General features: G+C 39.1%; 14 protein-coding genes. 8 read left to right on the plus strand and 6 right to left on the minus strand.

The window, feature by feature from the left end; translation table 11 throughout:
* Positions 1 to 15 precede the first annotated feature (15 nt).
* A complete protein-coding gene (locus VB691_RS00235; protein WP_323289446.1) occupies positions 16 to 1,026 on the plus strand; it encodes a PEP-CTERM sorting domain-containing protein in 1,011 nt (336 codons plus the stop codon).
* Positions 1,027 to 1,084: 58 nt separating this feature from the next.
* On the opposite strand, the gene VB691_RS00240 is transcribed toward VB691_RS00235, so the two are convergent.
* Entirely contained in the window at positions 1,085 to 1,729 is a 645-nt protein-coding gene (locus VB691_RS00240; RefSeq protein WP_323289649.1) for a Uma2 family endonuclease, read from the minus strand.
* Between VB691_RS00240 and VB691_RS00245 the strand changes: the two genes are divergently transcribed.
* The 4 genes from VB691_RS00245 to VB691_RS00260 all read left to right on the plus strand — a co-directional run bounded on the left by VB691_RS00245 (position 1,728) and on the right by VB691_RS00260 (position 9,841).
* On the plus strand, positions 1,728 to 2,687 hold the full coding sequence (locus VB691_RS00245) for an enediyne biosynthesis protein UnbU (protein WP_323289447.1): 960 nt from the start codon (positions 1,728 to 1,730) through the stop codon (positions 2,685 to 2,687). The two genes, VB691_RS00240 and VB691_RS00245, sit on opposite strands and share 2 nt — an antisense overlap.
* Positions 2,688 to 2,731: 44 nt before the next feature.
* Positions 2,732 to 8,728: a type I polyketide synthase gene (locus VB691_RS00250; protein WP_323289448.1), complete on the plus strand. Its 5,997-nt coding sequence runs from the start codon at positions 2,732 to 2,734 to the stop codon at positions 8,726 to 8,728.
* Positions 8,729 to 8,823: 95 nt separating this feature from the next.
* Entirely contained in the window at positions 8,824 to 9,378 is a 555-nt protein-coding gene (locus VB691_RS00255; RefSeq protein WP_323289449.1) for a hypothetical protein, read from the plus strand.
* Between the two features lie 163 nt (positions 9,379 to 9,541).
* A complete protein-coding gene (locus VB691_RS00260) occupies positions 9,542 to 9,841 on the plus strand; it encodes a nucleotidyltransferase family protein (RefSeq protein ID WP_323289450.1) in 300 nt (99 codons plus the stop codon).
* 15 nt (positions 9,842 to 9,856) lie between these two features.
* On the opposite strand, the gene VB691_RS00265 is transcribed toward VB691_RS00260, so the two are convergent.
* Positions 9,857 to 10,249, minus strand: coding sequence for a hypothetical protein (locus tag VB691_RS00265; protein ID WP_323289451.1), 393 nt, complete (start codon positions 10,247 to 10,249; stop codon positions 9,857 to 9,859).
* Between the two features lie 58 nt (positions 10,250 to 10,307).
* On the opposite strand from VB691_RS00265, the gene VB691_RS00270 reads away from it, so the two are divergent.
* Together VB691_RS00270 and VB691_RS00275 are read left to right on the plus strand one after the other, a co-directional pair.
* Positions 10,308 to 11,312, plus strand: coding sequence for a sulfite exporter TauE/SafE family protein (locus tag VB691_RS00270; protein WP_323289452.1), 1,005 nt, complete (start codon positions 10,308 to 10,310; stop codon positions 11,310 to 11,312).
* 64 nt (positions 11,313 to 11,376) lie between these two features.
* A complete protein-coding gene (locus VB691_RS00275; RefSeq protein WP_323289453.1) occupies positions 11,377 to 11,796 on the plus strand; it encodes an acyl-CoA thioesterase in 420 nt (139 codons plus the stop codon).
* Between the two features lie 6 nt (positions 11,797 to 11,802).
* Here the strand turns inward: VB691_RS00275 and minE are convergent, their stop codons facing one another.
* The 3 genes from minE to minC are packed head-to-tail and all read right to left on the minus strand — an operon-like array spanning position 11,803 to position 13,774.
* Positions 11,803 to 12,093 carry a cell division topological specificity factor MinE gene (gene minE / locus VB691_RS00280; RefSeq protein WP_323289454.1) on the minus strand — a complete coding sequence of 97 codons (291 nt, stop codon included), beginning with the start codon at positions 12,091 to 12,093 and terminating at the stop codon, positions 11,803 to 11,805.
* Positions 12,094 to 12,119: 26 nt separating this feature from the next.
* The gene (gene minD / locus VB691_RS00285) at positions 12,120 to 12,920 is read right to left on the minus strand and encodes a septum site-determining protein MinD (protein WP_323289455.1); all 801 of its coding nucleotides are present in this window, start codon (positions 12,918 to 12,920) and stop codon (positions 12,120 to 12,122) included.
* A 35-nt stretch (positions 12,921 to 12,955) separates the two neighbouring features.
* Entirely contained in the window at positions 12,956 to 13,774 is an 819-nt protein-coding gene (gene minC, locus VB691_RS00290; protein WP_323289456.1) for a septum site-determining protein MinC, read from the minus strand.
* A gap of 193 nt (positions 13,775 to 13,967) precedes the next feature.
* On the opposite strand from minC, the gene VB691_RS00295 reads away from it, so the two are divergent.
* A complete protein-coding gene (locus VB691_RS00295) occupies positions 13,968 to 14,648 on the plus strand; it encodes an SAM-dependent methyltransferase (RefSeq protein WP_323289457.1) in 681 nt (226 codons plus the stop codon).
* A 73-nt stretch (positions 14,649 to 14,721) separates the two neighbouring features.
* Here VB691_RS00295 and VB691_RS00300 read toward each other — a convergent pair whose 3' ends face one another.
* On the minus strand, positions 14,722 to 15,828 hold the full coding sequence (locus VB691_RS00300) for a SpoIID/LytB domain-containing protein (protein WP_323289458.1): 1,107 nt from the start codon (positions 15,826 to 15,828) through the stop codon (positions 14,722 to 14,724).
* Positions 15,829 to 15,967: the final 139 nt, after the last annotated feature.

Raw genomic sequence — 15,967 nt, forward strand, 5'->3', positions numbered from 1 at the left:
AAGGAGTATGAAACCATGACTATTTTGAATCCATCCAAGTTTGTTACCCGTAGTTTAATTGGTGTTGTTGGTTTAAGTGCGATCGCCTTTTTAGGTGTGTCCCCAGAAGCCAAAGCACAAATGTTTCCTGGAGGGCCAGCAGACGACAACACCTTTTCTCTAGGGGGTTTCGAGGTTGTGATTAATCCGCACTTTCGCCCACTGTTTGAGAGCCTTCCTCTCTCTTTATACGATCCTGTGACTTTCACCTTTACCAGTCCTCTGCTGTCCGATCCCAACACCGTCATTGGGCGGAGTGATCCTCATATTGATGGGGATGCTATTGACACAGGAGGAGCAATAGTTGGGATAGCAGGAAGAATCATCTCTGATAGTGATTTCTCGATCATGCCCCCTGAATTTGACGTTCCTGGTGCCAGAGAAGTCCATACTAATGTTGAGTCTTTATTGCTGACCAATGGCGCAGGATTTAATGTTCGGGTTGGTAATAAAGCACCGGATCAACCCATTAGTCCAGGGGAAGTTGTGTCCAACTCAGGTAACAGTGGAGATTCTAACCTAGACTTCCCAGCTACGAGCTTTTTCAATGTTTTTGCTGAGGTTGATATTCCTGGTTTGGGAACGGTCTTTAATCCTAATCCACTCTTTTTGAGAGGAGATGATAATTTAACGACGTTTCCCCCCAGAGTTGTCTATCTCCATGAAGGTTCAGAACCCGTCCGCGTTTACTTTAAAAATTGTGAAGCGGGTATTGGTTGTACTCCAGGGGAGATCAGCGAAAACAATGTACTGGGAAGTTTGACTTTAGCTGGTCATGGTATTGGTTTTAATGGTAATGATACTGGAGACAATCAAGACGATGTTGCTGAATTTCAGTTTCGACTCGCTCAATCTAAGGGTATCCCTGCTGATCCCAGAGATGCTGCGGCTGCATCTATCCCTGAACCCTCCACAACCCTTGGCCTTCTCTTATTTGGTTTAGGGTCAATTGCTGGTATTAAACGCAAGGGAAACACTCAGGAATAATCATCTTTTAGTCCGTTGGGTTAACCCTGGTTTAACCCAACCCAACACCCCAAACTGACTAATCTATGTCATCAGGATTAATTCCCAGTTCTTGCAGTTTCTCGGCTAAACGTTCTGCTGTTTCTTCTGGCGTTAACACTAACTTTTCTTCAGGAGTAAAAAACCGCAATTTATCATGATCAAGCCCTAAATATAGCCCTAACTGTTGACTCCATAACCATCCTTTCTCATTAGGTTCTATTGCTTGATATTGACCTGACATTAACTGAAATCCTTGAAACTCCAAGGTTTCTGGATCAAACCAAAAATAATCAGGAGTGCGGAAAATATCTTGATAAATCTGTTTCTTTAAACCTCGATCAGTTTCTGCCGTTGTGGTTGATAAAATTTCTACAATTACATTAGGATATTTGCCCCCTTCTTCCCAAACTACCCAACTCTTACGAGGTTTTCTTTCTACATCTAAAACAACAAAAAAATCAGGGCCTCGAAAATGTTCAGATTTCCGTTGACGGGGACTGTAATAAATGGTCAAATTTCCCGCAGCAAAGAAGTTTTGTTGATCTCGCCACCGCCATTCTAAACATTTCAGCAGCAAAATCATCTGTTGGAGGTGTAAATAAGTTTCCATTTGCGGTTCATCACTCAGTAAATCACTAGAAGGAACGATCACATCCTCTGTTATATCTTGAATTAAAGCCATGACAATTACCCAATTCATTTCTACTTCCAATATTACCCCAATTACCCAGAAAAAGACTTCTACTGAAAACCCACGTCTTGCAGGTTTACGTCGTTTTGCGATCGCAATTACATTCCTCAATATCTTAGGTCATACTTTCCTCGGTTTTGAGCAATCTTGGGCCCAACCTTTTGTGTCTTTAATAGCAGCTTATAGCATGGAATTATTGTTAGAAACTTTTGAGAGTTTGAGCAATGGTAAAGAACCTCGTTTCTTGGGAAATATCACCACATTTATTGACTTTCTTTTACCTGCTCATATTACAGGGTTAGCAGTAGCAATGCTTTTATATGCTAATGAGCGATTATTTTCCATTGCATTTGCAGCGGCGGTTGCTATTGCCTCAAAATATCTATTTCGGGTTTCTATGGGTAATAAATTACGGCATTTTTTAAACCCTTCAAATTTTGGAATTAGTGTTACTTTAATTCTATTTCCTTGGATTGGAATTTCCCCACCTTATCAATTTACTGAGAATTTATATGGATGGGCTGATTGGATTTTTCCAGCAATTATTATTTGTACAGGAACCTTTCTTAATGCGCGTTTTACCCGTAAATTACCATTAATTATGGCTTGGGTTGGGGGATTTTTCTTACAAGCAGCTATCAGAAGTTATTGGTTTGAAACGCCTTTAGTTCCAGCCTTATTACCGATGACAGGGGTTGCTTTTGTTCTCTTTACTTTCTATATGATAAGTGATCCAGGTACTACACCAATTCAACCGAAAAATCAAGTAATTTTTGGGTTGTCTGTTGCTGCTGCTTATGGAGTTTTAATGATGTTTCATGTAGTGTTTGGGATGTTCTTTGGACTCACATTTATTTGTTTAGTTCGAGGTTTGATTTATTACTTTAAACCCTTGATTGAAAGATTACAAGCTTATCTCAATGAGCTTCCTCTAATTACACAAGTTTAAGTGATCATGGTGGGCATTGCCCACCCTACTAAGGAGATAAAATAATGAATACTATGTTCTCTAACTGTAATCCTCAAATCGCTATTGTTGGGATGTCTTGTCAATATCCTGATGCTAAAAATCCTCAAGAATTATGGGAAAATGTCTTATCAAAACGTCGTGCTTTTCGTCGCTTTCCTGATGAAAGATTATCCTTAAATGACTATTTTTCGGCTGATAAATCTACCCCTGATGCTATCTATTCTCAGTCAGCAGCAGTCATAGAAGGATATGACTTTGATCGTATCGCTTTTCGGGTAGTTGGTAGTACCTTTAGAGCAGCAGATTTAGTGCATTGGTTAGCCTTAGATATGGCATCTCAAGCATTAAATGATGCAGGTTTTATCGATGGTAAAAATTTACCGAATGAAACCACAGGGGTGTTATTAGGTAATACTTTAACAGGTGAATTTTCTCGCGCTAATACATTACGTTTACGTTGGCCTTATGTCCGTCGTGTAGTTGAATCTCAGTTAATTAATCAAGAATTTTCTCTTGAAGAAATTCAGATATTTATTAATAAATTAGAAATCAAATATAAGGAACCTTTTGAACCTATTGGGGAGGAATCTTTAGCCGGAAATTTATCTAATACAATTGCCGGAAGAATCTGTAATCATTTTAACTTAAAAGGGGGCGGTTATATTATTGATGGTGCTTGTAGTTCTTCTTTATTAGCAGTAGCAAATGCTTGCACTCAGTTGTTAACAGGTGATCTCGATCTTGCTTTAGCTGGAGGAGTCGATTTAAGCATTGATCCCTTTGAATTAGTAGGTTTTGCTAAAGTGGGTGCATTAGCAGAAAAAGAGATGAAAGTTTATGACAAGAAATCTGCTGGTTTTATCCCTGGTGAGGGTTGCGGTTTTGTCGTATTAATGCGTTATGAGGATGCTTTAGAACAACAAAAACGGATCTATGGTGTTATCCGAGGTTGGGGTATTTCTTCTGATGGTAATGGAGGGATGACAAGGCCTGAAGTTGAAGGACAATTATTGGCTGTAAAACGTGCTTATCGTCGTGCAGGTTTGGGAGTTGATACGGTTAGTTATTTTGAGGGACACGGTACGGGTACTCCTGTCGGTGACGGGGTGGAATTACAAGTGCTTTCTCGCGCTATAAAAGAAACCAGTAACAATACAAATATGGTCTTTGAACCTGCTTATATTGGTTCACTTAAAGCCAATATTGGACATACTAAAGCTGCTGCTGGAATAGGGGGTTTAATTAAGGCAACAATGGCAGTTTATAGCCAAATCATTCCCCCAACAACAGGATGTGACATTCCCCATGATCAGTTAACTAAAAATAGTCCTGTTTTGCAAGTTAATAATGTGGGTAAGTTATGGCCTAGCGATCGCTGTCTTCGTGCTGCGGTTAGTGCGATGGGTTTTGGTGGAATTAATACCCATATTGTCTTAGAAGGTTTAGGAAATATTCGTCGTCAAAAGTTAACAGCAAAGGAACAAAACTTAATTACCAGTTATCAAGATGCTGAGTTGCTTCTTTTGACAGCAGAAACCAAGGAGGAGTTAAGGACTCAAGTTTCTCAATTATTAGAGTTTAGTTCTAAGTTATCCTCTGCTGAGATAGCAGATTTAGCAGCAAAAGTCAATAAAAAGATTGATTTTGATTTGCCTATTCGTGCTGCTGTAATTGCCAGTAAACCTGATGAATTAACCAGTCACTTACATGAATTAATCTTGCTCATAGATGGAGAATTAGAAAACAACAAAAATCCAGATCATGTCTTTGTTGGAATTAAACATGATCAGCCTAAAATTGGTTTTTTATTCCCTGGACAATCTGCCCCTGTTTATGTTCATGGTGGACTTTGGGAAGATCGCTTCTCTCAATTAAAGATGTTATATGAGACAGCAAATTTGTCTCATACTGAAGACAAAATATCTACTAAAATTGCTCAACCTGCCATTGTTACCTCTACTGTTGCTGGTTTAAACATCTTAGACTCATTTGGTATTAAGGCTGATGTTTCTGTGGGTAATAGCTTAGGGGAATTATGCGCCTTACATTGGGCGGGTGTTTTTGATGAAGCTGCTGTAATTCGTCTGGCTAAAGTGCGGGGTAAAGCTATGGCAGAATTAGGGGACTCTACCGGAAAAATGGCGAGTATTGGCACGAATGAAGAGACAGTTAAAGGGTTGTTAAATGGTCGCGTTGTCGTCATTGCAGGAATTAATTCACCTCAGCAAACCATTATATCTGGGGAAGATTTAGGAGTCCAAGATATAATCGAAAAAGCTGCCAAGAAAAGCATCAAAACAATTCTTTTACCTGTTTCCCATGCTTTCCATTCTCCCTTAGTCTCTCAAGCGGTTAAACCTTTAGAAGATTATCTCAAAAATCAAGATTTATCTACCATACAAAAGTCAGTCATATCTACTGTCACGGGACAACTATTAACCCCAGAAGATGATCTGCGATCGCTGTTAATACAACAGGTGACTTCTCCTGTACGTTTTCTTGATGCTGTTTCCTTAGCTCAACAAAATGTAGACTTATTTATAGAAGTGGGGCCTGGTCAGATTTTAGGGCGTATTGTCTCTAGTTTTTCTCAAGTTCCTGTTATCTCTTTAGACAGTGGTGGTGACTCTCTAAAAGGGTTATTAAAGGCGGTAGGTGCTGCTTTTGTCTTAGGAGTTGATATTAACCATGAGGCCTTATTTAATGGACGGTTTACAAGAGACTTTAATCTTGACTGGAAACCCAAGTTTTTTGTTAACCCTTGTGAGTTAGCACCTCAAACTATGATTGATCCGGTTACAGACAATAAGCAGGAAAAAACAACAGAAAAAATAGTCACTCACCTAGACAGTAAAGAGGTTACAGACAAAATTACTCCATCAGAGAATAATGATGATTCTCCCTTAAACTGTGTTCGTCAACTAATTGCAGAAAAAACAGAGTTACCTATTGCAACAATAGAAGAATATCATCGCTTATTAAGTGATTTACACCTTAATTCTATCAGTGTTGGTCAATTAGTTGCTGAAGCGGCCCGTCGTTTAGGGTTATCTGCACCAGTATCACCCACAGACTACGCTAACGCAACGGTGGGAGATATTGCCCAAGCATTAACAGATTTAGGGCAAACGAAGGAAATAAAACCCATAGAAACCCTTCCTATGGGGGTAGATTCTTGGATTCGTTGTTTTACTATAGATTTCGTCGAATCTCCCTTAATAGCCTCCCTTCCTACCCCTAACCCCACTGCTTCTAACTGGCGTATTATTGCACCCATAGATTATGCTTTAAAGACTCCCCTCGAAGCAGCATTGTCACAGTATGAGGGTAATGGGGTGGTTGTCTGTCTTCCTCCTAAACCTGATCAACAGATGATTGAGAGTTTGTTAGAAGGGGCAAAACTTGCTATTAATGAGTCAAATTGTTTCATTTTGGTGCAACATAGCGGCGGTGCAGCATCTTTCGCCAGAACTCTTTATTTAGAGAACTCTCAGCTTAAAATTTGTGTTGTAGATGTCCCTATTAATCATCCCCATGCTGTGAATTGGATCATCACAGAAGCCTTGTCAGGGGAAGGCTACACTGAAGCATATTATGACACAGATGGAATCAGGCGATCGCGTCTTCTCAAATTAGTAGGGGCGAACGGCCGTTCGCCCCTACAGAAGTCTTCCTTGTCTCCCAGTCTCCCCATACTCCCCAAACCTCTCACTCCCAAAGATGTCTTATGTGTCACGGGAGGAGGTAAAGGTATTGCTGCTGAATGTGCTTTATCTATAGCAAAAGATACGGGGGTAAGTCTTGTTTTATTAGGACGATCTAAACCGGAAAATGATGAAGAATTAACCCATAATTTAGTGCGTATGCAGTCTCTAGGAATTAAGGTAATTTATGTTTCTTTAGATGTCACTAATGCTAACCAGGTTAAAGAGTCTCTCGCTCAAATAGAAGGGGAGTTAGGAACTATTACTGCCATTATTCATGGTGCAGGAATAAACAATCCTAAATTAATCAAAAACCTAGAAAAAGAGGACGTTTTACAAACATTAGCCCCCAAAGTACAAGGATTTAAAAATGTACTTGCTGCTATTAACCCTGATACCTTGAAACACCTAATAACCTTTGGTTCTATTATTGCTGAAACTGGATTACCTGGGGAAGCAGACTATGGGTTAGGAAATGAATGGTTAGGGCGTTGTGTAGCAGAATTTAAAGAAAAATATCCCCATTGTCACTGTTTTAATTTAGCATGGTCAGTTTGGTCTGGGGTAGGCATGGGAGAAAAATTAGGACGCATTGATAGTTTAATGCAGCAGGGTATTACACCTATTCCTCCTGATACTGGGATCTATATGTTACGCAGTCTAATGACTCAATCTTTTGATGCTACCACTGTTATAATTTCAGGAAGATTTGGGGAACCAGCAACCCTACAAATAGAACCCTTAGAGTTGCCTTTTTTACGTTTTATAGAACAGCAAAAAGTATCCTATCCTGGAATTGAATTAATTGTAGATGTTGAGTTATCTCTCGATAATGATCCTTACCTCAAAGATCATGTTTATGAAGGGGAATATATCTTTCCTGGGGTGATGGGTTTAGAAGCAATGACACAGGTTGCTACTGCATTATTAGGGGAAAAGTTACCCCCATTACTAAGGGGGGTTAGGGGGGATCAAATAATCTTTGAATCTGTTAAATTTAATCGCCCCATTGTTGTCTCTGCTGATGAACCCTTAAAGATTCGTATTGCTGCTTTAATCTACCCGTCAGGAAAGATTAAAACTGTAATTCGTAGTCAGCAAACAGGATTTACGGTAGATCATTTTTCTTCAGTTATCAGTTATCAGTCATCAGTCATCAGTCATCAGTCATCAGTCATCAATCATGAGTCATCAGTCATCAAAAATATTAATCCACAACAACATTTATATGGTGAATTATTGTTTCATAAAGGACGTTTTCAAAGGATAAAAAATTATGAACATCTTACCGCAACGGAATGTGTGGCAGAAATTGAAACCAAAACCGCAAATGAATGGTTTAGTCGCTATTTACCCCAGTCATTACTATTAGGTGATCCAGGGGCAAGAGATGCTGTAATTCATGCCTTACAAGCTTGTGTTCCCCATGCCACAATTTTACCCACAGGCATCGAAAAATTAACCATTTATTCGGTTAATCTAACAGAAAATCAATTTGTCTCAGCCAAGGAAAGACAACACTTTGATGATACTTTCATCTATGACTTAACTGTGTTTGATGATGAAGGCAATATCTTAGAGGTTTGGGAAGGGTTAGAATTGCAAATAATTAAGCATAAAGAAGCTGATGATCCTTGGATTTCTAACCTATTACCGCCCTATTTAGATCGCAACATTAAAACAGTTGTCCCTGATGCTAACCTAACCCTAATTATCGATGAAGATGCCACAGTCGAGCGTCGGGTAAGAAGCGATCGCGCCCTGTCGGGAAAGCAAAAGGCAATGGTTCGACAAGCTCACCAACCAGGCAAAGGGCAAAAAGTAACACGGCGGGTTGATGGTAAGCCAGAAATCAACGGAGAGGAGATTTCTGTGTCTCATACGGGGGCTTTAACCCTAGTAGTTAAGGGTTCTCCTGGCTGTGATGTTGAACCTGTTACAGAGCGTTCTGGGACGGTTTGGCACGATCTCTTAGGAACCCACAAATTAGCCTTAGCAGACATTATTGCGGCTTATAAGGGGGAATCTCTCAATGTGTCAGCTACCCGCATTTGGACGGCTTCTGAGTGCTTAAAGAAAGCGGGAATGATGGTGGATACACCCTTAATGTTAATGACTCAAAATGCAGCCTCTAAACGCAAAAATACCAATTCTCAGGTAGTTTGGTTAACCGTAGGAGAGACAGTTATTGGCACGTTTTTAGTAAGTGTAAAAGGGTTTGAGACTCCGTTAGTTTTTGCTGTTTTAGTTGAGGAGGTGAAAGAAAATGAGCAAGCTTTAGAAGAAGTGCGATCGCTTGATTATCAAGGTGTTTAATTTTGCCTGTAATTTAACCAATAAGCAGTTTAAATGCACAACACCTTACTACTACAATTTTTTCCATAAATCCTCTTACTAAGGAGCCATAAATCATGACTACTGCTACCAAAAGAATCATCCAATCTAATCCTATTTCTAATAGTTTACGTTCTCTGATTTATTTACTTAATGGACGGTGGCATAAACCAGCCATGCAAATCTATCTGTTAGTTATTTTTTCCCATCTTCTAGAACATATTATCCAAACTTATCAACTTTGGGTTTTAGGATGGCAACGCCCCGAATGTTTAGGGTTACTTGGCCTAGTTTGTCCTTGGTTAATGCGCTCTGAATGGTTACACTATGGCCACGCTATTTTTATGTTAGTTGGTTTAGCAGTATTTCGTCCTTCCTTTACAGGAAAAGCCCGTTTTTGGTGGGATATGGCTTTTGTTTTACAGTTTTATCATCATTTTGAACACGCCTTACTCTTAGGTCAAGTTATTATTCATCAAAACTTATTTGACTCTCCTATTCCTATTAGTATCGGTCAAATTTGGTTCCCTCGTTTAGAGTTACATTTGTTTTATAATTTGATGGTTTTAGTTCCCATGCTTATTGCGATGTATTATCATCGTTTTCCCCCCTATTCTTCAAAAGCTGTCTAAACTTAATGTAGGGTGAGCAATGCCCACCCTACTGCGATATTTGTCGGTCTAGAAAATAACGGCACTGTTAAAATTATTGTGTGATGCAGAATTAAATCAATGAAAACTATAGTTTTTAGTTGATCTACCTCTATACTAAATGATAAAAGTAGGAGAGTTATCAATGACCAACATAGAAAATATTAAAACTTGCTTAAGAGAGCAAAAGTCATATTTAAGAGAACAATATAATATTAAGACATTGGGAATCTTTGGTTCTTATGTTAGAGGAGAAGAAACACTAAACAGCGATCTTGATATCTTAGTTGAATTTGAATCAGAATATCGCTTTGGTTTATTAACCTTTTGTCACCTAGAAAACTATCTCAGTGATTTATTAGGTGTTAATGTTGATTTGGTGATGAAAGATAGTCTTAAACCTAAAATTGGCCAGCAAATTCTTTCAGAAGTTATTTATTTATGATTAAAAATTCAAAAATCAGGTAATCTTTTGAGCTACATCAGCTAAATAATCAAAATGCTTTCCATATTTTATAATAATAGAAAATGAGCCTTGATAATCAATAACACCTGTCATAACCGCTTTAGCTGCCCCAATTTCTTTATTCAGAAATCGCTCCCAATTTTCCTCTGGTGCAGAAAAAATAGGCAAACTATCATCAATAGTTTCTATCACATCTACCTCAATAATATCTCCTTGCTCATCCCAATGTAAACAAACAGAAATCTCTATCCCATCAGTTAAACAAAAAATAACTTTACCCAATTTTTTAAATTTATGTTTAAATTCTGTTTGCTCATTCCATGCTTGCTGATATAATAACCACCAATCTTTTGAAAACCGAATAATATTTGATGTATCTTGAGTCATCAATAAAAACCTCTCATCTAACTAAAATAGTTGTCTTTAAAACAAGGATAAAACGTTTATGAAACTTTGGCAATTTTCTTTAACATCAAAACGCACCGTTATTATTGCGATCGCCCTTACCACTTGGATACTTTGGTTAACCCTTCTCGGTACAAAAGACGCATTTTCTCACCTCATTAACCATTGGCAAATTGCCCTAACCATGTTATTTGGTTCTATGATAGCAGGTGGAACAAGTATTGGTGGTGGTGCGGTTGCTTTTCCTGTCTTTACCAAATTACTGCATATTCCTCCCCATGATGCCAAAATCTTTTCTTTAGCTATTCAAAGTGTGGGAATGACAGCAGCTTCTCTTACTATTTATTTAACCAAAATACCCGTAGAATGGCGAGTGATTCGCTGGGCAAGTTTAGGGGGAATTTTCGGCATTTTCCTGGGTTTAAAATGCTTTGCTCCTTTACTACCTCCCGATATTCTTAAAATGTCTTTCACTATCATGTTAACCAGCTTTTCTGTCACTTTGTTTATTTTAAATCAAAACAATAAACATAAGAAAAAATCCTTATTTATTTGGACAAAATCAGAAAAAATAGCCTGTTTTTTTGCTGGTATTGTCGGGGGAATAATGAGTGGTTTAGTGGGTAATGGTATTGATATTGTGGTCTTTTCCGTGATGGTTTTAGTCTGGCATTTAAGCGAAAAAATAGCGACCCCTACCTCAGTTATTTTAATGGCTATTAATGCCATAGTTGGGTTATTTTGTCAAGTAAATATTTTCCATGATTTTCCTATAAATGTACAATATTATTGGTTTGCAGCAATTCCTATTGTGGTAGTTGGTGCGCCATTAGGTACAGTTTTATGCAGCAAACTTCATCGCTCAACCATTGCCAATATTTTGATTATACTTATTTTAATTGAAATGATCACTTCTCTTTTGATAATCCCCCTACGTCCTGCTATTATTATCTCTAGTGTTCTATCTATGATGCTTTTTTCTGGCATTAATTATTGGTTGTATCGTCTACCTTCCTTAAAAGTTTCTCAACCCCAAACTAAATAGTTTAATGATATTATATATCTGTAGAGTCAACTAATCTTATCAAGATAGAAAAGTTTTAAATACTATGAAATGTTACGAATATCATCACATTGTCAGCTTTGAAGAAACTAACTTAGTTGGTAATGTTTATTATGCTAATTATGTACGATGGCAGGGCCGTTGTCGAGAAATGTTTCTCAAAGACAATGCTCCTGATATTATCACAGAATTTGCTAAAGGATTAGCCTTAGTTACGGTTTCCGTTTCCTGTGATTATCTATCAGAATTATTTGCCTTTGATCAAGTAATCATTAGAATGACTTTAGCAGAAGTGAAACAAAATAGAATTACCATGTTATTTGAATATTTGCGAGTGACAGAGCAAGGAGAAGAATTAGTCGCTAAAGGAAAACAAGAAGCTGCTTGTATGAAACGACAAGGAGAAAAAACCGTTCCCATTCCCATTCCTGAATCATTAAAAAAAGCCTTAGAAAAGTATCAATAATAGTCCTCAAGTTGGGGGAGGAGTGACTTTTTCTTGCTTGACTCGACGAATAGGTAAATTAGCAATTAAAGCTGTCATTCGTTGATCACTTTCTAAAGAAAATTCCATCTCCTCCGGATCAATATCCACATAACGACTAACTACCGCTAGGATGTCTTGACGCATTGCTTCCACCATTTCAGGGTCAAGTCCCACTCGATCATGAGCGATAATAAACTTAAGACGGCGTTTCGCATCTTCCCCACTTTTTGGGGTACTTTTCCAAGGGAATAATTTTTCAAGTAATTCAAGAATCATTACGTTAACTCAATCAAAAAAAGGGGTTAATTACCGAAAAAGCGGCGACGAAAACGATTAAATAAGTTATCATCAGCGGCCATTAAATCTAAAAAGGGAATTTTTTTGCCGTCTAATCGTTGGGCAATATTATTAAAGGCGATCCCTGGGAGAGAAGGAGTTTCTTCTAACACTAAAGGTTCCCCTCGGTTAGTCGAAACAATAATCCGTTCATCATCGGGAACAATACCAATTAAAGGCACTACCAATAAATCTAAAATATCTTCCACACTAATCATCTGATTTAGCTGAATCATTTTAGGTTTAATGCGATTAACAATTAAGTGAATTTTTTTAATATCTTCGCTTTCTAATAACCCCACAATCCGATCCGCATCCCTAACAGCGGCCATTTCAGGAGTCGTCACAATAATTGCTTCTTGGGCCGGAGCAATGGCATTACGGAACCCCATTTCAATCCCCGCAGGACAATCAATAAAGATAAAATCAAACTGTTTATCCAATTGGGACACCAATTGCTTCATTTCTTCAGGACTAATAGCTTCTTTAGTGCGATTTTGGGCCGCAGGTAACAGCACTAAATTGGGTTGCCGTTTATCCTTCACTAAAGCCTTTTCAATGGTACATTCTCCTGATAAAACATCGATGGCCGTATAAACAACTCGTTGTTCTAGTCCCAGAAGTAAATCTAAATTTCTTAAACCAAAGTCAGCATCAATCAAGGCAATTTTGAACCCTAAACGGGCAATGGCCGAGCCTAAATTGGCAGTAATAGTAGTTTTTCCGACCCCTCCTTTACCGGAGGTAATTACAATAACACGACTCATAATTCAAAACTCAATTATCAAACTAGAATTTAATCTTAACCAAGATTCGCCGTTAATTTTTCTGTCCATCCTTTTTCGCTTGGGGTAAAAGTATGAGTTTTACTAAAATTCAGGGCAGACTTGAGACGAATTCCTTCAGACGTAATATAAGCCACTTCTGGCCCAATCATGTCTGGGTTTTCTGACGGGGCCCGAGCTACAGCATCCGCAATGCGTAACTGGGTGGGCTGCATTCGGAGAGCCATAATACAACATTCTCGGTTGCCTTTGGCCCCGGCATGGGCAATTCCCCGTAAACATCCCCAAATTATAATATCCCCATCGGCGATAATTTCACCCCCTGGGTTGACATCTCCTTGAATAATAATAGTTCCTGGATGACGAATGGCTACCCCAGAACGGACAGTCGTTTTGAGGTGTAAGGGTTCGGTTAAGTTGCTTGGGGTGGGTTGTTCTATAAATAAAAGTTCCCGTTTGGGGGCTTCTTGTTCCACAGAATAGCCGGCCGTTGCTGCGGTGATGGCAGTTTGACGACGACTGGTAAAAACACGGATTAATTTTAATTCAGCAGACTCTAAGGCTTCTCCAATATCATGAAATTGTCGGTTATCTAGTAGGCGGTTTTCTACCAACAGATGAACTGCTGTGCCTGGTGTCCAGGTTCCTTTATGATGGTTTAAGCAGTATTTTAAGTCTTGCAGCAGTTCTACCCAGTCTTTATTGACATCCTTGGGTTCTGTGTCGGGCAAGATTAACAGGAGTTTCTTTCCGGCCCGTTTTAAGTGAACTTGGGAGTAGGGTTTCGGTGGCGACGGGCTGACATTAGGGGGGGAAGTCGTTGACTCAGGATTCATGGGAAATTTTGGGTTTGAAACCCCGTGCTTGCAGCACGGCTTGACATTTCCCTTGTGGGAAATTGGTTTTTAAATGCCGATAAGGCCAAGAACCAATAAAGCGCTCAAATATTTTGAGAATCTTAAGCTTAAGCTTAACACTAAGATTAACACTTAACTACATCGTCAAAATCAATTATGGAGTAGATTTGTTATGGTGATGCAATTTAAAAATGTGGTTCCGTTTGGTCGGTCGTTTGATGAATATAGCAAAATGTTTAATCTTTCGGCTACCGATCTGAAAAAAACAATTTTGGGGGTGGCTGATGGCCCAGCAAGTTTTAATGCGGAAGGCACAAAACAAGGCATCTCTATTACTTCGATTGATCCGATTTATCAGTTTACAGGAGAGGAAATTGAACAGCAATTTAATACTGTTATCGATAATATTATTGACCAGGTAAAAGCTACTCCGAATAATTGGGTTTGGTCTTATCATCAATCTCCTGAACGTTTACGGGAAAATCGGGTTAAGGTACTTCAGGAATTTTTAGCGGATTATGAATTAGGTAAAAAAAGTCAAAGATATTGTTTAGATATCTTGCCAAATTTATCATTTAATGATCATAATTTTGACTTGGCGTTATGTTCTCATTTTCTATTTTTATATTCAGATCATTATGATTTTAAGTTTCATTTTGAATCAATTAAAGAAATGCTTCGGGTAAGTTCAGAGGTTAGAATCTTCCCTTTATTAACCTTAATGTTAGAGATTTCTCCTCATCTTCAACCCATTATTAATTACTTTCAAAAAATGGGATATAATGTTTCTATTATTCCGGTTGAATATCAATTACAAAAAGGAGGCAATCAAATGTTAGTGATTAGACAATGATGTTGTTCATGTAGATCTTATCGTTATTATTATTGTAATAACGATATTGTTTGTAAAAAAAGACTAAAGAATATCAATTTTGTAACACCAATCTTGCTAACCCTACCCCTGGATAATAATTCTCTAAAATTTGTTGATAATCATAGCCTTGTTTGGCTAATTCATAGGCCCCTGTCTGACTCATTCCCCTTCCCTTATGAGCCCGCGCTACAATCTCATCTGTTGACGCATAAAGGGACTCGACAACACCCCCTTGATGGCTCAAAATTTGCCCCATGGTCGCTTGTACCGCCTGATGACCCGTATTATATTCACTATTTAACCCCTTATATACCTGCCACCGTTGGGTATTCCCTAAATCGTACCAAGAACTAGCAGGACGGATCATATGAACTAAGGCATAGGAACGGGCGGCGATCGCCTGGGCCTTTAACGCTTCTGTGGGAGCGTTGGCGTGCATTTCACTCCCCACTACACTATACAAATAATGCTCTAAATCCACATAATTTACCACTAACAGGCTATTTCCCTGAGAAACTAGCAAAATTTTTCCCCGATACCAGCGATCGCCCACATAGATTAAACTGCCTTGGGTTGGTTGTACCCACACCACCCCAGGGACAGAATTTCCCCCCACGGATAAAGCGGCCCCGTCGGGTTGTACCGTCCATCCTTGACTACCTGCAAGGGTTTTGACTTGTCTCCCATTCCTATCAGTAATAATAGCCTGTCCAGAAGTCCCCAGAGTCGTCATGGGTTCATCCCGTAAAATTGCCACACGAATTTCTAACGGTGGGGGTTGATAGTCAACGGGGGCCGCGGCCAGAGGTTTGGGCGGAGATGGAGGTTTGGCCGCCGCTTTCGGTTTGGGTGAGGGGGGTTTAGGAGAGGCTTTAGGCTGCGGTGAGGAGGGTTTAGGAGATGTTTGAGGTTGGGGAGACTGAAGCTTAGAATGGGGCTTTTTTATGGTCAATGAGGGGTCATTGATCGGCGGTTTGGGGACGGGAGGGGGTTGCAGTTGACTTAAGGCCGGTAATGGCGGGGCCTTGGTTTCTACATCTGCTGAGGAGTCTGAGGGTTGCCAATGGATAAAGGCAATGGGAACGGCGATCGCAGAAATCAGGGGAAACCCCCAAATTCCCCAACGGTTAAGAAGTGGGCCTATCGGAAACTTTTTCATATAGTTAGCAACTTCGGCTAATTAGCCAATTTTACGATTGAATATAAGGACTTGAATAATCACTCATGGCATTTTACCAAAATTTTCTGTTCCCTGTTGCCCGTTCCCTTGGCAAAAATACGAAAATCAAACCATACCT

The organism is Crocosphaera sp. XPORK-15E, from assembly GCF_034931425.1.
GTDB lineage: Bacteria > Cyanobacteriota > Cyanobacteriia > Cyanobacteriales > Microcystaceae > UHCC-0190.